Origin of the sequence: Aeromicrobium sp. SORGH_AS_0981 (genome assembly GCF_031453195.1) — a bacterium.
Lineage (GTDB): Bacteria > Actinomycetota > Actinomycetes > Propionibacteriales > Nocardioidaceae > Aeromicrobium.
This window is the reverse complement of the sequence record NZ_JAVIZD010000001.1, coordinates 3,566,956-3,587,719: the sequence shown is the minus strand read 5'-3', so window position 1 is coordinate 3,587,719 and position 20,764 is coordinate 3,566,956. Positions and strand designations below refer to the sequence as shown.

Annotated in this window: 19 protein-coding genes; 15 read left to right on the top strand and 4 right to left on the bottom strand. The window is 73.4% G+C overall.

Annotated features, from left to right (window positions below; all coding sequences use genetic code 11):
- Positions 1-18: 18 nt before the first annotated feature.
- A complete protein-coding gene (locus QE370_RS17725) occupies positions 19-2,907 on the top strand; it encodes a glycosyltransferase (RefSeq protein ID WP_309635170.1) in 2,889 nt (962 codons plus the stop codon).
- Positions 2,904-4,373 (top strand): DUF5719 family protein, encoded by a 1,470-nt coding sequence (locus QE370_RS17720; protein ID WP_309635169.1) that lies wholly within the window; start codon positions 2,904-2,906, stop codon positions 4,371-4,373. Before QE370_RS17725 ends, QE370_RS17720 begins: the two co-directional genes overlap by 4 nt.
- A gap of 12 nt (positions 4,374-4,385) precedes the next feature.
- Here the strand turns inward: QE370_RS17720 and QE370_RS17715 are convergent, their stop codons facing one another.
- Entirely contained in the window at positions 4,386-4,835 is a 450-nt protein-coding gene (locus tag QE370_RS17715) for a metallopeptidase family protein (RefSeq protein ID WP_144433670.1), read from the bottom strand.
- Between the two features lie 48 nt (positions 4,836-4,883).
- Here QE370_RS17715 and QE370_RS17710 point away from each other — a divergent pair, with 48 nt between their 5' ends.
- The 12 genes from QE370_RS17710 to secA all read left to right on the top strand — a co-directional run bounded on the left by QE370_RS17710 (position 4,884) and on the right by secA (position 18,582).
- Positions 4,884-5,219 carry a DUF3499 domain-containing protein gene (locus tag QE370_RS17710; protein WP_067861366.1) on the top strand — a complete coding sequence of 112 codons (336 nt, stop codon included), beginning with the start codon at positions 4,884-4,886 and terminating at the stop codon, positions 5,217-5,219.
- Positions 5,220-6,581, top strand: coding sequence for a phosphomannomutase/phosphoglucomutase (locus QE370_RS17705; protein ID WP_309635168.1), 1,362 nt, complete (start codon positions 5,220-5,222; stop codon positions 6,579-6,581).
- A gap of 20 nt (positions 6,582-6,601) precedes the next feature.
- Positions 6,602-6,772: a Trm112 family protein gene (locus tag QE370_RS17700; RefSeq protein WP_253026704.1), complete on the top strand. Its 171-nt coding sequence runs from the start codon at positions 6,602-6,604 to the stop codon at positions 6,770-6,772.
- Between the two features lie 42 nt (positions 6,773-6,814).
- On the top strand, positions 6,815-8,257 hold the full coding sequence (gene ahcY, locus QE370_RS17695) for an adenosylhomocysteinase (RefSeq protein ID WP_309635167.1): 1,443 nt from the start codon (positions 6,815-6,817) through the stop codon (positions 8,255-8,257).
- 52 nt (positions 8,258-8,309) lie between these two features.
- Positions 8,310-9,029, top strand: coding sequence for an MtrAB system response regulator MtrA (gene mtrA / locus QE370_RS17690; protein WP_067855469.1), 720 nt, complete (start codon positions 8,310-8,312; stop codon positions 9,027-9,029).
- Positions 9,030-9,042: 13 nt separating this feature from the next.
- Complete coding sequence (gene mtrB / locus QE370_RS17685) at positions 9,043-10,587, top strand: MtrAB system histidine kinase MtrB (protein WP_308207081.1); 1,545 nt, start codon at positions 9,043-9,045, stop codon at positions 10,585-10,587.
- A complete protein-coding gene (locus QE370_RS17680) occupies positions 10,584-12,290 on the top strand; it encodes a GerMN domain-containing protein (protein WP_309635166.1) in 1,707 nt (568 codons plus the stop codon). Before mtrB ends, QE370_RS17680 begins: the two co-directional genes overlap by 4 nt.
- 83 nt (positions 12,291-12,373) lie before the next feature.
- On the top strand, positions 12,374-13,036 hold the full coding sequence (locus QE370_RS17675; RefSeq protein ID WP_309635165.1) for a phosphoribosyltransferase family protein: 663 nt from the start codon (positions 12,374-12,376) through the stop codon (positions 13,034-13,036).
- A gap of 100 nt (positions 13,037-13,136) precedes the next feature.
- Positions 13,137-13,793: a ribosome hibernation-promoting factor, HPF/YfiA family gene (gene hpf, locus QE370_RS17670; RefSeq protein WP_286689695.1), complete on the top strand. Its 657-nt coding sequence runs from the start codon at positions 13,137-13,139 to the stop codon at positions 13,791-13,793.
- A gap of 32 nt (positions 13,794-13,825) precedes the next feature.
- Complete coding sequence (locus tag QE370_RS17665) at positions 13,826-14,491, top strand: response regulator transcription factor (protein ID WP_236749822.1); 666 nt, start codon at positions 13,826-13,828, stop codon at positions 14,489-14,491.
- Between the two features lie 79 nt (positions 14,492-14,570).
- Positions 14,571-15,776, top strand: a complete 1,206-nt coding sequence (locus tag QE370_RS17660; RefSeq protein ID WP_374208338.1) for a winged helix-turn-helix domain-containing protein — start codon at positions 14,571-14,573, stop codon at positions 15,774-15,776.
- Positions 15,777-15,876: 100 nt separating this feature from the next.
- On the top strand, positions 15,877-18,582 hold the full coding sequence (gene secA / locus QE370_RS17655) for a preprotein translocase subunit SecA (protein ID WP_309635280.1): 2,706 nt from the start codon (positions 15,877-15,879) through the stop codon (positions 18,580-18,582).
- Between the two features lie 72 nt (positions 18,583-18,654).
- Here secA and QE370_RS17650 read toward each other — a convergent pair whose 3' ends face one another.
- Both QE370_RS17650 and QE370_RS17645 read right to left on the bottom strand, forming a co-directional pair.
- Positions 18,655-19,143, bottom strand: a complete 489-nt coding sequence (locus QE370_RS17650; RefSeq protein ID WP_253027063.1) for an Rv3235 family protein — start codon at positions 19,141-19,143, stop codon at positions 18,655-18,657.
- Positions 19,140-19,763 (bottom strand): LysM domain-containing protein, encoded by a 624-nt coding sequence (locus tag QE370_RS17645; protein WP_309635164.1) that lies wholly within the window; start codon positions 19,761-19,763, stop codon positions 19,140-19,142. Before QE370_RS17645 ends, QE370_RS17650 begins: the two co-directional genes overlap by 4 nt.
- Before the next feature lie 115 nt (positions 19,764-19,878).
- Between QE370_RS17645 and QE370_RS17640 the strand changes: the two genes are divergently transcribed.
- Positions 19,879-20,376 carry a hypothetical protein gene (locus QE370_RS17640; protein WP_309635163.1) on the top strand — a complete coding sequence of 166 codons (498 nt, stop codon included), beginning with the start codon at positions 19,879-19,881 and terminating at the stop codon, positions 20,374-20,376.
- Positions 20,377-20,412: 36 nt separating this feature from the next.
- On the opposite strand, the gene QE370_RS17635 is transcribed toward QE370_RS17640, so the two are convergent.
- Positions 20,413-20,667 carry a helix-turn-helix domain-containing protein gene (locus tag QE370_RS17635; protein ID WP_286689691.1) on the bottom strand — a complete coding sequence of 85 codons (255 nt, stop codon included), beginning with the start codon at positions 20,665-20,667 and terminating at the stop codon, positions 20,413-20,415.
- Positions 20,668-20,764: the final 97 nt, after the last annotated feature.

The following is a 20,764-nucleotide window of genomic DNA, read 5'->3' as shown; positions in this document are numbered from 1 at the left end:
CCCGCTAGGTTGGCGGGCATGGACGAGCGCGTGACCGACGAGGACTCACCCGCCCTCCCGGCCTGGCGCGCCGCGCCGCCCACGGTGGGCGCGGTCCTCGTGACCCACGACGGCGGCCGCTGGCTGCCGCAGGTGCTCGCGTCGTTCTCGGCGCTGGAGCACGCCCCCACCAGCTGGCGCGTGGTCGACGTCAGCTCGACCGACGACGGCCCCGAGCTCGTGCGTGAGGCGTTCGGACCCGACCGCGTGACCTATGCCCCGGCCGGCACGGGTTTCGGCGCCGCCGTGCGGCTCGCCGTCGACGCGATGCCCCGCACCGACTGGGTGTGGCTGCTGCACGACGACGCGATCGTCGAGCCGGGGGCGCTCGCCGCCCTCCTCGACGAGGCGACCGCGGCCGACGACGTCGCCGTGGTCGGCCCCAAGATCCGCGAGTGGCCGTCGCTGCGGCGCCTGCTCGAGGTCGGGCTGACGGTCACCTCGACCGGGGTCCGCGAGACCGGCCTGGAGACGGGGGAGCCCGACGCGGGCCAGCACGACTGGCCGAAGGACGTGCTCGCCGTCGACACGGCGGGCATGCTCGTGCGCCGCGACGTGTGGGACGAGCTCGACGGGCTGTCCCCCGACCTGCCGCTGTACTTCGACGACATCGACCTCGGCTGGCGCGTGGCGCGGGCCGGGTACCGCACCCGGGTCGCCCCGCGTGCCGTGATCTTCCACGCCGAGGCCTCGCGCCGCGGGATCCGCCGACGTGCGGCCGGCGACGTCGAGCCCGCCGAGCAGCGTCGTGCCGCGCTGCACACGATGCTCGCCAACACCTCGGGCCCCCGCTTCTGGTGGCAGTACGTGCGGCTGCTCGTCGGCTCGCTGCTGCGGACCCTGGGGCTCGTGCTCTCCGCCCACCCCGAGGCGGCCGGTGACCAGCTGCAGGCGGTCGCGTCGGTGTACGGACGGCCGGGCCGGCTCCGTGCTGCACGACGTCGGCGGGCGGCCACGGCCCGGCGCGACGACCGTGCCGTCCGCCACCTGTTCGCGCCGTTCTGGCTGCCGTACCGGCACGGCTTCGACACCGCCCGCGACGTGGCCGCCGCCCTGGTGCGGCCCGAGGCGGTCGAGACCACGGGCCGACGGTCGACCCTCGACGACGACGGTGACGACGTCGTCACGCTCGACGACGGGCCGCCCCTCTGGGTGCGTCGGCCCTGGCTGGTCACGGTGGGGGCGCTCGTCGTCCTCTCGCTCGTGGCCGGTCGCTCGCTGCTGACCGGTGCGGGCGACAGCATCCTGACGGGCGGGGCGCTCGGAGTCACGCCCGGCTCGGCCGGCGACTGGTGGCGCCTGTGGTTCGAGCGGTCCCACGAGATCGGCCTCGGTGGCACCGGCCTGGTGTCGCCGGCGGTGCTCCTGCTGGCGGTGGCGGCCACACCGATCTGGCCGTCGCCCGGTCTGCTGGTGGCCGCGCTGCTCCTGCTCTCGGTGCCGCTCGCCGCGCTGACGGCCCACCGCCTCGGTCGCAGGCTGACCGACCACCGTCGGCTGCGGATCGTCTGGGCCGTCGGGTACGGCCTCACCGTCGCCGCCTCGGGTGCGGTGGCCCAGGGCCGCCTCGGCACGGTCGTCGCCCTCGTCGTGCTGCCCGTCGTCGTCGTGACCACGCTGCAGGTCGCGGGCGTCGACCCGCTCTCGCAGCGCGCCTCGTGGCGGACCGCCGTGCGGTGGGGCGTGTGGGTGGCCGTCGGCGCAGCCTTCGCGCCCGTCGTCCTGCTGCTCGCGCTGCTCGGTGCGCTCGTCGTCGCGGCGCTCGACCCGCGCCTGGTCCGTCGCCTCCTCCTCGGTCTCGGCGTGGCCGTCCTGCTGCTCGGTCCCTGGGTCGTCGGCCGCGTCCTCCACCCGGGGCTGTGGTGGTGGGAGAGCGGGTCGCCGCTCGCCGGTGGCGAGCCGGGCTGGCGGACCGCCCTGGGTCTCGTCGTCGGCCGCGCAGGTGCCCCCGAGCAGGCCCCGGTCTGGCTCGGCGTCGGTCTCGTGGTGCTCGCCGTGCTCGCCCTGGCCTCCCGTGCCGCACGTGCCGTCGTGGTCGTCTGCTGGACCCTCGCGGTCCTCGCCCTCGGCGTGGCCGTGCTCGGCGTCGTGCTGCCGGGCGGCGTCCCGGGGACGTCCGTCGACGTGCGCGCGTGGGTGGGCGTCCCGGCCGCTGCCGTGGCGCTCGCGCTCGGGACGGCCGCACTCGTCGGCGTGCCGCCGCTCGTCGAGGGGCGAGGACGCGCCTGGGTGGGGTCGGCGTTGGTCCTGGCCCTGCTGCTGCCGGTCGGCACGGCTGCCTGGTGGGTCGTGCGCGGCGTCGACGACCCGCTCGAGCGCGGCCGACCCGACACCGTGCCGGCGTTCCTGACCGACCGGGGCGCCGACACCGTCGTCGTCACCGGCACGACCGGGCGCGGCCTCGAGGTCGAGGTCGTGCGTGGCGAGGGGCCCATCGTGGGGGCCGAGGGCCTGCGCCCGCCCGAGACGTCGCGTCGTGCGTTGGTCGACGCCGTGGAGCGGCTGGTGTCGGCTCCGGGCACGCAGGCCGTGAGCAGCCTGTCCGACCTCGGCGTGGACGCCGTCTACGCGCCCGACGTCGACACCGAGGTCGCGCGCGCCCTCGACGCCGCCCCCGGGCTCGAGCCGTCGGGCAGCGAGTCGCCCACGTCGCGGGTCTGGACGCTGGCCGAGCCGACGCAGCCTGCGCGACCCGAGGCGCCCGCGTGGCGGCCGTTCCTGGCCGCCGGCCAGGTGCTGCTCTGGCTCGTCGCCGTCGTGCTGACCGCGCCGGTGCGCCGCCGACCATCAGCGGTCGACGACGTGGCCTCCGGCGACGTGACGTCGGGCGGCGGTCGTCGCGTCCGCACGGACGGGGTGCGCTCGTGAGCGGGGGACGACGCGTGGAGCGCCAGCCCAGTCGCCAGGCCCGTCGCCAGCCCGGTCGCCGGTCCGGCGCCGCTGCGGACGCCGGCCGTCGTCGTCCGCGCACGGGAGGTCGACGGTCCGGGCTGCTCGCCCTCCTCCCCGCGGTCGCCGCGCTGCTGGTGCTGCTGGCCGCGCTGGTCGGCACCTCCGACGACCCCGGGGCGGCGCCGCGCGCCGTGCCGGTGCAGGAGACGAGGTACGCGTGCGCCGGCGGTCCGGGGCTCGTCACGGGACAGGTCGAGGCCGGGCGCTCCGCGTCCGCCAGGCTGTCGCCCGGCGGCGACGAGGTCGCCGACGTCGTCGACCCGGCGCGCTGGGTCCGCTCCGACCTCGCGCGTGCCCTCGGTCGGGGCGACCGGTCGCTCCTGGTGACCCAGCGCGGCGAGGGCTCCGGCGGGGTCGGGTTCGTCACCGGCGTCCTCGGCGCGGCCCGCGGCGACGGTCTCGTCGTCGGTCGCTGCCCGGGCGTCGTCGACGACGCCTGGTTCGCCGGACTCGGGTCCGCGCAGCGTCGTCTCGGCATCCTCGTCCTGACCAACCTGTCGCAGACGCCCGCGGTCCTCGACGTCACGCTCTGGTCGCCCGAGGGCCCGGTCGACGCCGTCGGGGGCGAGGGTCTCGTCGTCGAGGCGGGGTCGACCCGCACCGTCAGGCTCTCCGACCTCGCCGCGGGCGAGGACGTCCTCGGCGTGCACGTGGCCCGGCGTCGCGGCGCCGTCGCGGTCGCCGCCCTCGACACCTCGACGGGCAGTGCGCAGGGCTCGGAGCTGGTGAGTCCCATGGCCTCGCCCTCGCGTCGCGTGGTGCTCGCCGGCCTCGTGGGCCGCGGCACCCGGACGCTCAGCGTGCTCAACCCGGGCGAGACCACGGCGCGGGCACGCGTGGAGGTGCTGGGGCCCGACGGGACGTTCGCACCGGAGGGGCTCGACGAGGTCCGGGTGCGGCCCGGCAGCGTCACGCGGGTCAGCCTGCCCGCCAGCGTCGGCGACGGCCCGGCGGCGCTGCGCGTCGTCTCCGACGAGCCGGTCGTGGCGTCGGCGTCGGTCGCGTCCGACGGCGACCTCTCGGTGCTCGAGGACGTCGGCGCCTGGACGGGCGGGGCGCTCGTCCCGGTCGGCGGCGCGGTCGGCGAGCCTGACCTCCTGCTCACGGCGCCGGGCGACGCCGGCCGCACCGTCGTGGTGGAGGGCCGCGGCCCCGACCTCGCGCGCCGCGACCGCGCCGAGGTGTCCGTGCCGGCGGGCTCGACCGTGCGGGTCGACCTCGGCCGCGTGCTCGACCTCGACGGCGTGTCCTCGGTGCTGGTCCGCTCCGACGGCGGCGTCGTCGGCACGGCGCACTACACGGCCGGCGGACGCCAGGCGAGCCTCGCGCTGCAGGCAGCGCCGGTCGACGTGCTCACGCCCCGCGTCCGGCCCGCCCCCTGACGGGACGGGCGCCTAGCGGGGGTCGAGGTCGTCAGGGGAGACCTGCCAGACCTCGGCGAGACGATGGAGGACGACGTCCCACACCTGCTCCTCCAGGTCGACCCGCCCGCCGGACCGCTCGGTCAGCGGCCGCCGGTAGAGCACCACGAGCGTGACGTCGCCGCGACGCGCGACGCTGCTGAGCGGCACGTCCTCGGACCACTCCGGCGGCAGCAGCGGCACGTCCTCGACGACGACCTCGACCTGGTCGGGCTCGGCGTCGAAGTGCTTCGCCAGCGGCGCGAGCACACCGGCGACGAGGTGGTCGAACGCCTCGCGCGGCGTCCGGTGCGCCGGCACGCTGCGCGGCGACAAGGGCCCCGGGAGGGCCAGCGGACCTCGTGCGTCGCGCCGGCGGGTCCGCATCCGTCCGGGCCGGGGCCCGCTCACGGTCCCGTCCAGGTGCTGCAGACGTCGGGTCACGCGGTGAGCCTAACCGCACCGCACCCCTCGGCGGGCTACGCTCGGCCCGTGGGTGCTGTTCGACGCTGCACGCGGTCCGCGTGCTCCCAGCCGGCCGTGGCGACGCTGACGTACGTCTACGCCGACCAGACGGCCGTGCTCGGCCCGCTGGCCACGGCGGCCGAGCCGCACACCTACGACCTCTGCGAGGAGCACAGCCGCCGGCTGTCCGCGCCGAACGGGTGGAGCGTGCTGCGGCTCGCGCCCGACCCGTCGACGGTGCGCCCGAGCCACGACGACCTCCTCGCGCTCGCCGACGCGGTGCGCGAGGTCGGACGTCGTCGTCCTCGCCCCGCAGCAGGACCTCCCGGACTCACGCTCGTCCCCCCACCGAAGGAAGACTGAATGCACGCACGGCTGCGCCCTGTCGTCAAGGCCTACGACGTCCGCGGTCGGGTGCCCGACCAGCTCGACCCGGCGATCGCGCGGGCGCTCGGGGAGGCGTTCGCCGACGAGGTCGGCATCTCCGACGGCCGCGGGCGGGCCGTCGTCGGCCGTGACATGCGCGCGTCGTCGCCGGAGGTCGCGGGAGCCGTCGCCGACGGCATCCGCGCGCGCGGCGGCGACGTCGTCGAGATCGGCCTCGCCTCGACCGACATGCTCTACTGCGCGTCCGGCGTGCTCGACGTGCCGGGCGTGATGGTCACGGCCAGCCACAACCCGGCCGCCGACAACGGGCTCAAGCTCTGCCGGGCCGGCGCCCGTCCGATCGGCCTGTCGTCCGGCCTGGCCGCCATGGCCGAGGCGGCCAGCCCGCTGCTCGACCGCGACCCCGCCGACGTGCCGCAGCCCACCGGCACCCTGGAGTCGCTGGAGTTCCTGCAGACCTACGCCGACACGCTGCTCGGCCTCGCGCCCGTCGAGGGACGTCGCCTGAAGGTCGTCGTCGACGCCGGCAACGGCATGGCCGGTCACACCGTGCCCGCCGTGCTCGGCCGGCTCGACCTCGAGGTGATCGGGCTCTACCTCGAGCTCGACGGCACCTTCCCGAACCACGAGGCGAACCCGCTCGACCACAGCACGCTCGTGGACCTGCAGGCCGCCGTGCGCGAGCACGGTGCCGACCTCGGGCTCGCCTTCGACGGCGACGCCGACCGCTGCTTCGTCGTCGACGAGCACGGCGACGTGGTGGCGCCGTCGACGATCACGGCGCTCGTGGCCGCCCGGCACCTGCTCCAGGAGCCCGGCGCGACAATCCTGCACAACGTCATCTGCTCGCGCGCCGTCCCCGAGATCGTCAGCGAGCACGGCGGCGTGCCGGTGCGGACCCCCGTCGGGCACTCGCTCATCAAGGCCGAGATGGCCCGGACCGGCGCGGTCTTCGGCGGCGAGCACTCCGGACACTTCTACTTCCGCGAGTTCTACCTCGCCGACTCCGGCATGCTCGCCGCGCTGCACGTGCTCGCCGCGCTCGCGGAGAGCGACACCACCGTCAGCGCCCTCATGGAGGAGTACTCGCGCTACAGCGCCTCCGGCGAGATCAACAGCCGTGTCGACGACACCGACGCCGTCCTCGAGCGGCTCTCGCGCCAGTACGCCGACCACCACCAGGACCGGCTCGACGGCCTGACCGTCACCACCGACGACTGGTGGTTCAACGTGCGGGCCTCCAACACCGAGCCCCTCCTGCGGCTGAACGTCGAGGGCGTCGACGACGCCACCATGGAGCGCGTGCGCGACGAGGTGCTCGCGGTCGTGCGAGCCTGACCGGCCGTAGACTGCGCAGCATGTTCCTCGACCCCGCGCTCCTGGAGATCCTCGTCTGCCCGCAGTGCCGGTCGTCGCTGTTCGTCGACCAGGACGCGTCCGAGCTCGTGTGCCAGGCCTGCCGGCTCGCCTACCCGGTGCGCGACGACATCCCGGTGATGCTCGTCGAGGAGGCGCGCGCGTTGGCGTGACTCGGTCCCCGGGGCCTCGTCGGGCCGGGTAGCATGGGGGCCATGGATTTCAACGTCGCTGACCTGTCGCTCGCCGAGTTCGGGCGCAAGGAGATCGAGCTCGCCGAGCACGAGATGCCCGGCCTCATGGCCATGCGCGAGCGTTTCGGCGCCGACCAGCCCCTGAAGGGCGCCCGCATCGCCGGTTCGCTGCACATGACGGTGCAGACGGCCGTGCTGATCGAGACGCTCGCGGCGCTCGGTGCCGACATCCGCTGGGCGACCTGCAACATCTTCTCCACCCAGGACCACGCCGCCGCGGCCGTCGTCGTCGGCCCGCACGGCACCCCCGAGGACCCGCAGGGCGTCCCGGTGTTCGCGTGGAAGGGCGAGACGCTCGCCGAGTACTGGGACGAGGCCGAGAAGGTCTTCGACTTTGCCGAGGGCGGCCCGAACATGCTCCTCGACGACGGTGGCGACATCACGATGCTGCTGCACCTGGGCGTCGAGTACGAGAAGGTCGGCGCCGTGCCGCCGCTGGACTCCACCGACAACGAGGAGTTCAAGGAGGTCCTGCGCGTGCTGGCCCGCTCGCTCGAGGCCGACCCGCAGCGCTGGACGAACCGCGCCCCGATGATCAAGGGCGTCTCGGAGGAGACCACCACCGGCGTGCTGCGTCTGTACGAGCGCTTCAAGGAGAACACGCTGCTGTTCCCCGCGATCAACGTCAACGACTCCGTCACCAAGAGCAAGTTCGACAACAAGTACGGCTGCCGCCACTCCCTCGTCGACGGCCTGAACCGCGCCACCGACGTCATGATCGGCGGCAAGGTCGCCGTCGTCTGCGGCTACGGCGACGTCGGCAAGGGCTCGGCGGAGTCGCTGCGCGGCCAGGGTGCCCGCGTCATCATCACCGAGATCGACCCGATCTGCGCCCTGCAGGCCGCCATGGACGGCTACGAGGTCAAGCGCCTCGAGTCGGTCGTCGACTACGCCGACATCTTCATCACCACGACCGGCAACTTCGACATCATCCGGGTCGAGCACTTCGAGGCGATGAAGAACCAGGCGATCGTCGCCAACATCGGCCACTTCGACAACGAGATCAACATGGCCGGCCTGGCCAAGATCCCCGGCATCGTCAAGGACGAGATCAAGCCCCAGGTCCACCAGTGGATCTTCCCGGGCGAGGACGGCCAGCCGGGCAAGAAGATCATCGTGCTGTCGGAGGGTCGCCTCATGAACCTCGGCAACGCCACCGGTCACCCGTCGTTCGTCATGAGCAACTCCTTCACCAACCAGGTGCTGGCGCAGGTCGAGCTGTTCACGAAGGCCGACCAGTACGAGCTCGGCGTCCACGTGCTGCCGAAGCACCTCGACGAGGAGGTCGCCCGCCTGCACCTCGACGCCCTCGGCGTCGAGCTGACCGAGCTCAGCAAGGAGCAGGCCGCCTACCTCGGCGTCGACGTCGCCGGTCCGTACAAGTCGGACCACTACCGCTACTGAGCACGACCGAGCGGAGCACGATGGTCCGGCACCAGGTGAGGGGCGGGTCGCGATGAGCTACCGACGCAGCAAGCGCGACCGCGTCCTCGTCGTCGACGACGACGCCTCGCTCGCCGAGATGCTGACCATCGTGCTCCAGGCCGAGGGGCTCACCACCTCGGTCTGTCGCACGGGCGACGAGGTCATGGACGTGTTCACGTCCTTCAAGCCCGACGTGGTGCTGCTGGACCTCATGCTGCCCGGGCAGGACGGGATGAAGGTCTGCCGTCGCATCCGCGCGACGTCGGGGGTGCCGATCATCATGCTCACCGCGAAGTCGGACACCCTCGACGTGGTGCGGGGCCTCGAGGCCGGGGCCGACGACTACATCACCAAGCCCTTCAAGAACACCGAGCTCGTGGCGCGCGTGCGCGCCCGGCTGCGCCGCAACGACGCCGTCGGGGAGCCGCTCGTGTTCGGCGACATCGAGCTCGACCCCGGTGCGCACACCGTCAGCCGGGCGGGTCGCGCGCTCGACCTGACGCCGCTGGAGTTCGACCTGCTCGCCTGCCTGCTGTCCAACCCCGACCAGGTGTTCACGCGCGAGGTGCTGCTGCAGCGGGTCTGGGGCTACCACCACCCGGGCGACACCAAGCTCGTGAACGTGCACATGACCCGTCTGCGCTCCAAGATCGAGGACGACGCCGAGTCGCCGCAGGTGATCCGGACGGTGCGCGGCGTCGGCTACCAGGCCATCGCGCCCACGCCGCTCGTCGACGAACCGGCCCCATGACGGGCCGGCCGGCGTGATCCGGCGGGCTACCGGGCTGTGGCGACGATCGCTGCAGGCCCGGGTGGTCACGAGCACCGTGCTGCTGGTGGCCACCGTCGTCGCGATCGTCGGGTGGGCGCTGCTGCAGCAGATCGCCGACGGGCTCACGAGCAGTCGCACGGCGAGCGCGGTCGCGGAGGCGCGCAGCGGGTTCGAGAAGGCGCAGGCCGAGCTCGACGTCGCGGTCGAGACCCAGCCGCAGGCCCAGGCCGCCACCCTGACCCAGCTCGTCGACGCGGTCACCGAGACCGACAGCGGCAGCCGGTCCTACGAGCTGGTGCTGGAGGGACCGCTCCGCTCGGGCAGCGGGGCACCGCCGGTCCGCGCGTCCGGGCGGCTCGCGCCCGGCTCGCTGCCGCCCGACCTGCGCAGCCAGGTGATCGAGCGACCGGGGGTCTTCTGGCGCTACTCCGAGCTGTCGCTCATCGGGTCGGGCTCGCGTCCGGCCGTCGTCGTCGGCAGCCGGTTGCGGGCACCCGGCACCGGCGACACCTACGCGCTCTTCTACCTCTTCCCGCTCACCGAGCAGCAGCAGACGCTCAGCCTGGTGCGCAACGCGCTCCTGGTCGGCGGTCTGGCGATGGTGGTCATGGTGGGCGGCGTGGCGTTCATCGTGTCGCGGCAGGTGCTCACGCCCGTGCGACTGGCCCGACGCATTGCCGAGCGGTACGCCGCCGGCAGCCTCGAGCAGCGCATGCACGTGAGCGGCGAGGACGACATCGCGCGGCTCTCCACGTCGTTCAACCAGATGGCGGCCAGCCTGCAGAGCCAGATCCGACGCCTGGAGGACCTCTCGCGGCTGCAGCAGCGGTTCGTCTCCGACGTCTCCCACGAGCTCCGGACACCGCTCACGACGGTGCAGATGGCCAGCGAGCTGCTCTTCGACGCCCGCGACCGGTTCGACCCGCAGAGCGCGCGCTCGGCCGAGCTGCTCAAGCGTGAGCTCGACCGCTTCGAGGAGCTGCTCACCCAGCTGCTCGACCTGAGCCGCTTCGACGCGGGAGCCGCGCGGCTCGACCTCGCCGACGTCGACCTGGCGCGGGTGGCGCGTGCGGCCGCGAGCGACCCGCTGCTGGAGCGGGCCGGGATCGTCGGCCGCACGGTGGGGGCCGACCGGCCGGCGGTCGTGCAGGCCGACATCCGCCGCATCGACCGGGTGGTGCGCAACCTGCTCGCGAACGCGGTGAAGTACAGCGGCTCCGACGTGGTGGAGATCGAGGTGGCCCAGGACGGCTTCGCCGTGTCGATCGCGGTGCGCGACTTCGGCGTCGGGCTGCGCGGTGACGAGAACCTGCGGGTCTTCGACCGCTTCTGGCGGGCCGACCCGGCCCGCACCCAGGGTGGTACCGGGCTGGGGCTGGCGATCGCGCGCGAGGACGCGGTGCTGCACGGCGGGACGCTGCAGGCGTGGGGTCGTCCCGGCGAGGGCAGCGAGTTCGTGCTGACGCTCCCGCGCGTCGTCGACCCCGCCCGACGCAGCACGGCGCCCGCCCCGGTCGTCCAGCGGGTGTTCGCGTGACGCGCGCCGTCCGCGCGACCGCCGTCGTGGTGCTCCTCGCCGTCGTGTCCGCGTGCTCGGCGATCCCCACCGGCGGCCCGGTGCGGCAGGTGCGGGAGAACGAGGGCTTCGAGCAGAGCACCGCCCTCTACGCGCCGGCGCCGCCGAGCCGAGGGGCCACGCCGCAGCAGGTCGTCGCGGGCTACCTCGACGCGATGCTGGCGTTCCCGCCCTCGACCGGTGTCGCCGAGCGCTACCTGACGGAGGACGCGGCGCGACGCTGGAACCCCGCTGCCGGCACGCAGGTGTACCGGGACCCCTCGGTCGCGGAGCTGCGGACGGGGACCACGTCGGCACGGGTCCGCCTCTCGACGCAGCGCGTGCTGCGACTGGGCCCGTCGGGGCGGGTCGCCGAGGGAGCCGGCGCGGCGAGCTGGGACCTCGCCCTGCAGCGGGTCGACGGCGAGTGGCGGATCTCCGAGCCGCCGCCCGGGCTGCTCGTGTCCGACAAGTTCTACACCGACTACTACCGGGCCTTCCAGGTCTACTTCTTCGACCCGACGGGGTCGCGCCTCGTGGCCTCGGCCGTCCACCTGCCGGCGGGGGAGCAGCTGGCCACCGCTCTCGTCGCCTCCCTCGCGCGCGGCCCCTCCGACCCCGGGGCGCAGCAGCGCACGTACCTGCCCGGGCTGGGCGACCTGCGACCGGCGGTGCCCGTCGACCGCGACGGCGTGGCCGAGGTCGACCTCGGCACGTCCGCCGCCGACCTCTCGCCGATCGACCAGGGCCGTCTGTCGGCCCAGCTGGTCTGGACGTTGCGCCAGGTGTCCGACGTCAAGGGCGTGCGGGTCGGCGCGGGGTCGACCACCCTGACGCCGACCGGAGGCGCCGTGCAGTCGATGGGCTCCTGGTCCCGCTACGGCCCCCGTGAGCAGACCGAGCCGTACGTCGTGGTCGACGGCCGGCGTCGCGAGGCGGCCGAGCTCGACGGTCGCCGTCTGCGCGACCTGCCTGCCGCCTGGGACGTCGACCCCGACGAGACCGCCGACCTGGTGGTCGGCCCGGAGCGGCTCGCGACCCTCTCGCGCGACCGCGAGCGGCTGCTCGTGCGTCGCACGTCGGGGACGGACCGCGTCGAGGTGGCCGTCGACCGGCTGGTCTCCGCCTGGTGGACCACGGACGACACGCTCGTCGTCGTCGACCGTCCCGGCGCCGGCCCGCGTGTCCGGGTCGTCGAGCCGCAGGCCACGCGCGTGCTCCCGCTCGGCGGTCTCGCGGGCCTCGACGTCACCTCCTTCGCGATCTCTCCCGACGGCGCGCGGTACGCGGTGACCACGGCCGGCGTCGACGGTCGCGTGCGGGTGGGTGCGGTCCGGCGCTCGGGCGACGACGCCCTGGTCGGGCTCGGACCCAGCCGCGCCCTGCCCTGGCAGGTCGGGCGGCCGTCGTCGGTCGGGTTCGTCGACGGCGTGCGGCTCGCGTTCTTCGGCGACACCGAGCTCGGCCGTCAGGTCTTCGAGGGCCTCGTCGACGGCACGTCCCTCGAGGGGGGCGCCGCGGGCGGGGCGCCGATCCTGCCCGACGTCGCACCGCGGACGCTCGTCGTGGAGGGGGAGCGACGCTGGGCCGTCGACCGGCGTGACCGGCTCTGGTACCTCGGCCCCGACTCGACCTGGACCCGGCTCGGCATCACCCGCGTCGCGTCGCTGTCCCCAGGCGCCTGAACGTCGCCGGCTCCGGGGCGGCGCCGTCCACAGGACCGCGACGAGGGAGAGGACCCGTGCCCCGAGCGGTCGAGGCTGGCTGCATGGACTCCTGGCTCGCGGCGGCCGACCTCGCCCTCGGGGCCGCGTGCGCCGGGTGCGGGCGGGTCGCGCTCGACCTGTGCCGCCGGTGCCGTGCGGCGCTGCGGCCCTGCCCGCGACTCGTCGTCGGCGCACCGGTGCCCGTCGTGGCCTCGGGCGAGCACGACGGCGTGCTGCGCGAGGTGGTGCTCGCGTGGAAGCGACGCGGGCACACGCGGCTGACTCCCGTGCTCGGGACGCTCCTCGCCGCGTCGGTGTGCGCTCTCGACCCCGGGGACCGCGTCGTGCTCGTGCCCGTGCCGACGACCCGGCGCAGCCGTCGGCGTCGCGGCGGCGACCTCGTCGGCCAGGCCGCCGGGCACGCCGCGAAGGTGCTGGCCGACGTCGGCCTGCCGGCCGTGGTCGTGCCCGCCCTCGCCATCGAGCGGCAGCCGCACGACCAGGTGGGACTGGGCGCGCGCGAGCGTCGGGCCAACCTCGACGGCGCGCTGCGTCGGTCGCGCCGCGCGGTGCCGGGGACCGCCGACGTCGTGCTCGTCGACGACGTCGTCACCACCGGCGCGACCCTTGCCGAGGCGGTGCGGGTGCTGGCGGCCGACGGCACCAGCGTCCTCGGGGCTGCCGTCGCCGCCGCGCGACCCGCCCCGACGGCGGCCGGTTCCTGAAGGTGGTCGAGGAACTCCGTGTTCCTCTGGTGTCCGCGCGCCGGTCGGTCTAAGTTCGGTGGCATGTAGACAACGCACGACCGAGCGCAGGGAGGCCCCCATGGAAATCGTCGTCAACGGCCGCAACAGCGAGATCTCCGACCGGTTCCGCCAGCACGTCGAGGAGAAGCTGCACCGGGTCGAGAAGTACGACCAGCGCCAGAAGATCAACCGTGTCGAGGTCGAGGTCACCCACGAGAAGAACCCGCGGCAGCACGAGCAGGCCGCGCGCGTGGAGATGACCCTCCGGTCACGAGGCCCGGCGGTCCGGGCCGAGGCCAGCTCGACCGACCAGCACTCCGCGCTCGACGCGGCCATCGACAAGCTCGAGGCCCGGCTGCGGCGCGCCGCCGACCGCAAGCGCATCAGCCACGGCAAGCGCCGGCCCGTCTCGATCGCGGAGATGCCCGCGGAGGTGCCGTCGGGCCTGCTCGACGGGTCCGGCGACGACACCGACGTCGAGACCACCACGATCGCCGGCGTGCAGGTGCAGGGCGACTGCCCGCTCGTGGTGCGCGAGAAGACGCACCAGGGTGTCCCCATGACCCTCGAGCAGGCGCTGTACGAGATGGAGCTCGTCGGTCACGACTTCTACCTGTTCCTCGAGAAGGACTCGATGCGACCCAGCGTCGTGTACCTCCGCAAGGGCTACGACTACGGAGTCATCCACCTCGACGTCGACGAGTCCGGCGACCTGTCGGGCGACGTCGCCCCCTGACGGATGCCGCTCGTGCGTGGCATGATGCACGGGTGACTTCTCGGGCGCCCCGCATCCGCGTGCTGCTCGTCGACGACCAGGAGCTCTTCCGGCGCGGCGTGTCGATGGTCCTGGGCGCCGATGCCGACCTCGAGCTCGTCGAGGTCGGTGACGGCGACCAGGCCATCGCGGCCGTCGAGGAGACACCAGCCGACGTGGTGCTCCTCGACGTGCGGATGCCGGGGCGCTCCGGCGTGGAGGTCTGCAAGACCATCAAGTCGATCTCGCCGTCGACGGGCATCATCATGCTCACCGCGAGCGACGAGGAGTCCGACCTCTACGAGTCGATCCGCAGCGGTGCGTCGGGCTACCTGCTGAAGGACGGCTCGACCTACGACCAGGTCGCCGAGGCCGTCCGCCTCGTCGCGGCCGGCCAGTCGCTGATCAGCCCGAGCATGGCGACGAAGCTCCTCGACGAGTTCGTCCAGATGTCGCGCAGCCCGGCTCCCGCCACCGCGCAGCTGACCGCCCGCGAGCTGCAGGTCCTGCGGCTCGTCGCCAAGGGGCTCAGCAACCGCGAGATCGCCGAGGAGCTGTTCATCAGCGAGAACACGGTCAAGAACCACATCCGCAACATGCTCGAGAAGCTGCAGATGAAGTCGCGCATGGAGGCCGCCATGTACGCCGTGCGCAGCAACCTGCTCGACGACCCGGTCTGAGCCGCGGTCCGAGCCCCGTCCTGGGGTCCCAGGCAGGGCCGCGGCGCCGGTGTCGGTGCCGCCCGGCAGGATGCTCGACGTGACCGAACGTCTCACCACGCTGCAGGCCCGTCGGGTCGCGCTCGCCGCGCAGGGGTTCACCCGCGCACGCCCGACCGCCGTCGGACGACCCCACCTGCGCAGCACGCTGCGCCGGCTCGGCTTCTTCCAGATCGACTCGGTCAACGTGCTCCAGCGGGCCCACCACCTCCCGCTGTACTCGCGGTGCGGCCCCTACGACCTCGAGCTGTTCCACCGGGCGGCCGGCCGGTCGCCGCGGCTCATGTTCGAGTACTGGGCGCACGTGGCCACGTTCGTCGACGTCGACCTGTGGCCCGCCATGCAGCACCGCATGGCGTCACGGCGCGGGCTGTGGGGCGGGCCCGACCGCATCGCCCGCGAGCAGCCGGAGCTCGTCGAGGCCGTGCTGGCGCACGTCGCGGAGCACGGTCCGCTCACCGCGCGCCAGGTCGACGCCGCGCTCGGGCAGGAGCGCGAGCGCGACCGGTCGCACTGGGGCTGGAACTGGACGGCCACGAAGAACGCCCTCGAGTTCCTGTTCCACGGCGGACGCCTGACGTCGGCGCGCCGCACGGCGCAGTTCGAGCGCGAGTACGACCTCCCTGAACGGGTCATCCCGGCCGACGTCCTCGCGCGCCCCGCCCTCGACGAGGCCGAGGCGCACCGCGTGATGGTCGAGCACGCGGCCCGCGCCCACGGCGTCGCGACCCTCCCATGCCTGCGCGACTACTTCCGGTCGGCGCCGGAGCCGACCCGCGCCGCCGTCGAGGACCTCGCCGACGCAGGTGTGCTGCTGCCCGTGCACGTGCAGGGCTGGGACCGACCGGCGTGGCTGCACCACGAGGCCACGCGCCCGCGCGCGGTCCGCGCCCGGACGCTCCTCAGCCCCTTCGACCCGCTCGTCTTCGAGCGCGAGCGCACCGAGCGCCTCTTCGGCTTCCGCTACCGCATCGAGATCTACGTGCCCGAGGCGCAGCGTGAGTACGGCTACTACGTGCTGCCCTTCCTGCTCGGCGACGCGATCGTCGCGCGGGTCGACCTCAAGGCGGACCGTGCGCGCGGCACGCTCGTCGTCCACGGGGCCTGGTCCGAGCCCGGCGCCCCGGCCGACACCGCGGTCGAGCTGGCCGAGGAGCTGCGGACCATGGCGCGCTGGCTGGGCCTCGGCGCCGTCGAGGTCGGCGAGCGGGGCGACCTCGCGGCGGACGTCCGCACGGTCGTGTAGCCGTCGGCGCGCCACCCGTGCCCGCCGTGCTGGTCCCGCGGCATACACTGCGAGAGGTCCGTCTCACCAACTCAGGAGTGCGTCCACCGTGCCCAAGGTCATCGACAAGATCCTCCGCGCCGGCGAAGGCAAGATCCTTCGTCAGCTCGCCGCGATCTCGAAGCAGGTCAACGCCCTCGAGGACGAGTTCCGCGCCATGAGCGAGGACGAGCTCCGCGGCATGACCGCCGAGTTCCGGGAGCGGCTCGACCAGGGCGAGACCCTCGACGACCTCATGCCCGAGGCGTTCGCGACGGTGCGCGAGGCGGCCAGCCGCGTGCTCGGACAGCGTCACTTCGACGTGCAGGTCCAGGGCGGCGCCGCGCTGCACCTCGGCAACATCGCCGAGATGAAGACCGGTGAGGGCAAGACCCTCGTCGCGACCCTGCCCAGCTACCTCAACGCGCTGTCGGGCAAGGGCGTCCACGTCATCACCGTCAACGACTACCTGGCGCGCTACCACGCGGAGTGGATGGGCCGCGTCTACACCTACCTCGGCCTCAGCGTCGGCATGATCCTGCCGAACATGACGCCCCCGGAGCGTCGCGACGCCTACGCGTGCGACATCACCTACGGCACGAACAACGAGTTCGGCTTCGACTACCTGCGCGACAACATGGCCGACGACATCGCGGCCTGCGTCCAGCGCGGGCACAACTTCGCCATCGTCGACGAGGTCGACTCGATCCTCATCGACGAGGCGCGCACGCCGCTCATCATCTCGGGCCCCACCGAGGACGAGGTCAAGTGGTACGGCGAGTTCGCGCGCATCGTCGGCGCCATGACGATCGACACCCACTACGAGGTCGACGAGAAGAAGCGCACCGTCTCCGTCACCGAGGAGGGCATCGACAAGGTCGAGGACCAGCTCGGCATCGACAACCTCTACGACGCGGTGAACACCCCGCTGATCAGCTTCCTCAACAACGCCATCAAGGCCAAGGAGCTGTTCAAGCGCGACAAGGACTACGTCGTCATCGACGGCAACGTGATCATCGTCGACGAGCACACCGGACGCATCCTCGACGGCCGCCGCTACAACGAGGGCCTGCACCAGGCGATCGAGGCCAAGGAGGGCGTGCGCATCCGCGAGGAGTACCAGACCCTCGCCACGATCACGCTGCAGAACTACTTCCGCCTGTACGACAAGCTCGGCGGCATGACCGGTACGGCCATGACCGAGGCGAGCGAGTTCGACAAGACCTACAAGCTCGGCGTCGTCCCGATCCCGACCAACAAGCCGGTCGCGCGCATCGACCAGCCCGACCTCGTCTACCGCACGGAGGCCGCGAAGTTCGACGCCGTCGTCGCCGACATCGAGGAGCGCCACGCCACGGGCCAGCCGATCCTGGTCGGCACCACGAGCGTCGAGAAGAGCGAGCGGCTGTCCAAGCTGCTGAAGAAGCGCGGCATCCCGCACGAGGTGCTCAACGCCAAGCAGCACGAGCGCGAGGCCGCGATCGTCGCCGTCGCCGGTCACCGCGGCGCCGTCACCGTCGCCACCAACATGGCCGGTCGAGGCACCGACATCATGCTCGGCGGCAGCGTCGAGTTCCTGGCCGACGCCGAGCTGCGCAAGCAGGGTCTCGACCCGCTCGAGAACGCCGACGAGTACTCGGCCGCCTGGCCGGCCACGCTGGAGCGCATCGAGGCGCAGGTCGCCGAGGAGAAGGAGGCCGTGCAGGCCGCCGGCGGCCTCGCCGTCATCGGCACCGAGCGGCACGAGTCCCGACGCATCGACAACCAGCTGCGCGGCCGGTCCGGACGCCAGGGCGACCCGGGCGAGACCCGCTTCTACCTGTCGCTCGAGGACGACCTCATGCGCCTGTTCAAGGCCGACTGGGTCAACTGGGTCCTGCAGACGATGAAGATCCCGGACGACGTGCCGATCGAGAACAAGCGCGTCACCAACGCCATCGCGTCGGCCCAGACGCAGGTCGAGGCGCAGAACTTCGAGACCCGCAAGAACATCCTCAAGTACGACGACGTGATGAGCCGTCAGCGCGAGGTCATCTACGGCGAGCGGCGCAAGGTGCTCGAGGGCGCCGACCTGGAGGACCAGGTGCGCACGATGATCACCGACACCGTCACGGGCTACGTGAACGGTGCCACCGAGGGCTTCCCCGAGCAGTGGGACCTCGAGCAGCTGTGGACCGCGCTGCGGACGCTCTACCCGGTGTCGCTCACGATCGAGGAGGTCGAGGACGAGGCGGGCGGCCGTGAGGCGCTCTCGCGCGAGTCGCTCGTCGAGACGATCACCGCCGACGCGCTCACGGCGTACGACCGTCGCGAGGAGGAGCTCGGCGCCCCGGTGACCCGCGAGCTGGAGCGTCGCGTGGTGCTCAGCGTCCTCGACCGCAAGTGGCGCGAGCACCTCTACGAGATGGACTACCTGCGCGAGGGCATCGGCCTGCGTGCCTACTCCCAGCGCGACCCGCTGGTGGAGTACCAGCGCGAGGGCTACGAGCTGTTCAGCGCCATGATGGACGGCATCGCCGAGGAGTCCGTCGGCTTCCTGTTCAACCTCGACGTCCAGGTCGAGGAGACCCCGACCGACGACGAGGAGCACCCGCACCTGCAGGCCAAGGGCCTGGAGCCGAAGGGCGAGCAGAAGCTGTCCTACTCCGCGCCCTCGGAGGACGGTGACGTCGAGGTGCACAGCGACACCGAGGAGCCTGCCGGCGACAAGCAGCGTCAGGCCAACCAGAAGTCGAAGGCACGGCAGAAGTCGAAGGCGGCGCGCCAGTCGCGCAAGCGCAACCGCTGACCGGCACCGCCCGCGTCGAAGGGCCCGCACCGTCTCCACGGTGCGGGCCCTTCATCGTCTCGTCCGGGCGGATCAGGCCCACTCGAGCGCGGTGCAGGTCCAGACCGGGCGGCCGCGCGGCGACGTGACGAGCTCGAGGCGGACGGCGATCGCGTGCGAACGTCCTCGGTGCACCATGCGGCCCGTGACCTCGACGGCCCGCTCGCTCACGACCGACAGGTGCACCGACGCGAGCCGACCGCCCGCGGGGCGGCGGTCCTGCCGCGTGGGGACGCGACCCTGCCGCACGAGCGCCGTCACCAGGGCGCGGTGCGCGTCGGGCGTCATCCACGCCGACAGCTGCCGCGCGGGCCGACCGCCGCACAGCACCTCGGTCACGCCCTGCATGAAGCGGGCCAGCGGTGCCCGCAGCTGCCGGGCGAGCTCCTCCCCGTCACGGGTCTGCGGCACCGGCACGACGGAGGTGGGCGAGCCGGGCAGCGGCAGCGGGAGCTGCGCCGGCAGGGCGTCCTCGTCCGTGACGAACCGGGCGGGCGAGCGCAGCTCCGTCGACGTCCTCATGCCGACTCCCGCGGTGCCGTGAGGCGTTGTCCTGGCTGGAGCAGGTCCGGGTCGGGGCCGACCACGTCGCGGTTCTCCCGGTACCACCGCTCGGTAGACGAGGCGACGTCGGCGACGCTCGCGCGGGGTCCCGCGTGCGAGGCGGCGATGCTCCACAGCGAGTCGCCCGGCGCCACCACCACCGTGTCCGCGTCGGGGGCCGGTCGCGTCGGTGGTCCCGTCGGCGGAGCGTCGTGGACCCCCGAGGTGGGGCGGTCGGGGAGCACGAGGCCGTCGAGCGTCGTCGCGGCGGGCCTTGGGTCGGGGGAGGGCGACGCAGTGGCGTGCGCAGTGCCGACCGACAGCGTGGTGACGACGCCGGCCGCCAGCGCGCCCCGGACGGCACGGGGCAGCAGCCGCGCCGCGACGAGCGTCGCACGGCCACCGACGAGACCGAGGCCGAGCGCGACGGCGGCCCATGCCGCGACCGCGAGGAGGACGAGCTCGAGCAGGGAGGTGAGGGCCGTCGGGAACGATGCTGCTTCCAGTCGCGCGAGGGTGCCCTCCATCGACGGCCCCCGGACGAGGAGCACCAGGACGGAGACGAGCCAGCACAGGTGACCGGACCATCGAAGACGCATGATGTCTTTTCCTGACGTTTGACGACGTTTGATGACATCGAAGGTCGCTAGACGGGCATGGTCAAGGCCCCGTGCACAGGTGAGGCCGGAGATGGGACGGAGGTACGGTGCTGGCATGCGCTGGGAGCGTCTCTTCGCCGAGCTCGAGGCGTCGCTCGACGACGACGCCCTCCTCGAGCGCGACGCGCTGGTCGCCGAGCTCCGCGACGAGGAGTGGTCACGGACGCCGTGGCGCTCGTTCCTCGGGGGTCACGTGGAGCTGGAGCTGCTGGGCGCCGGTCGGCTGGTCGGGGAGGTCGGGTTCGCGAACGACCGGCTCGTGCGCCTCGACGCCGGCGGCGTCGAGCACGTGGTCGCGGTCGACGCGGTCACCGGGGTGCGCACCGACGGACGCGCCCCGGCGCCGTCCACGGTCGACGCCCGGCTGGGCTGGCCGCACGTGCTCCGACGGCTGCGGGACGACGGCGACGAGGTCCGGGTGGTGCGGACCGACGGCGCGACGCTGCGCGCGCAGGTGGCACGAGTCGTCGACGGGGGTGTCGTGCTGCGCACCGCCGAGCGTGACCTGCTCGTCCCCCTGCGGGCCCTGGCCGTCGTCACCCTGGACCGATGACCCGCTGGGCCGATGAGCCTGCCGGGCTGGCCGGCGTCAGCGCGTGACGTCGTCGGGCTGGTCGGCGAGGTCGGCGTCCGACAGCTCGGCGACCGCCTGCTCGGCTCGGGCGTACTGGCGGCGGATGTAGTCCTCGAGCTGGTCGTTCTCGACCCGCCACTGGTTCCGGCCGCCGATCTGGATGCCCTTGAGCTCGCCCGAGCGCACGAGCGCGTACACCTGGCGCACCGTCACGTTCAGCACCTCGGCCACGTCGGCGAGGGTGAGGAACCGAGGAGTCGCGTCGGACATGGGCCCATGGTCCCACGGCCTGGTGTCACCGGCCGTGACGGTCTCGGGGCTGTGGACGGGCGTCCCGATCCACACCCCCGTGCTGGACGACATCGCT

Bases quoted from the DNA above. Each gene is read 5' to 3' on its own strand.
- QE370_RS17725 (WP_309635170.1), top strand. From the start codon at position 19: ATGGACGAGCGCGTGACCGACGAGGACTCACCCGCCCTCCCGGCCTGG.
- QE370_RS17705 (WP_309635168.1), top strand. From the start codon at position 5,220: ATGCACGCACGGCTGCGCCCTGTCGTCAAGGCCTACGACGTCCGCGGT.
- QE370_RS17700 (WP_253026704.1), top strand. From the start codon at position 6,602: ATGTTCCTCGACCCCGCGCTCCTGGAGATCCTCGTCTGCCCGCAGTGC.
- ahcY (WP_309635167.1), top strand. From the start codon at position 6,815: ATGGATTTCAACGTCGCTGACCTGTCGCTCGCCGAGTTCGGGCGCAAG.
- mtrA (WP_067855469.1), top strand. From the start codon at position 8,310: ATGAGCTACCGACGCAGCAAGCGCGACCGCGTCCTCGTCGTCGACGAC.
- QE370_RS17675 (WP_309635165.1), top strand. From the start codon at position 12,374: ATGGACTCCTGGCTCGCGGCGGCCGACCTCGCCCTCGGGGCCGCGTGC.
- hpf (WP_286689695.1), top strand. From the start codon at position 13,137: ATGGAAATCGTCGTCAACGGCCGCAACAGCGAGATCTCCGACCGGTTC.
- QE370_RS17650 (WP_253027063.1), bottom strand. From the start codon at position 19,143: ATGAGGACGTCGACGGAGCTGCGCTCGCCCGCCCGGTTCGTCACGGAC.
- QE370_RS17645 (WP_309635164.1), bottom strand. From the start codon at position 19,763: ATGCGTCTTCGATGGTCCGGTCACCTGTGCTGGCTCGTCTCCGTCCTG.
- QE370_RS17640 (WP_309635163.1), top strand. From the start codon at position 19,879: ATGCGCTGGGAGCGTCTCTTCGCCGAGCTCGAGGCGTCGCTCGACGAC.
- QE370_RS17635 (WP_286689691.1), bottom strand. From the start codon at position 20,667: ATGTCCGACGCGACTCCTCGGTTCCTCACCCTCGCCGACGTGGCCGAG.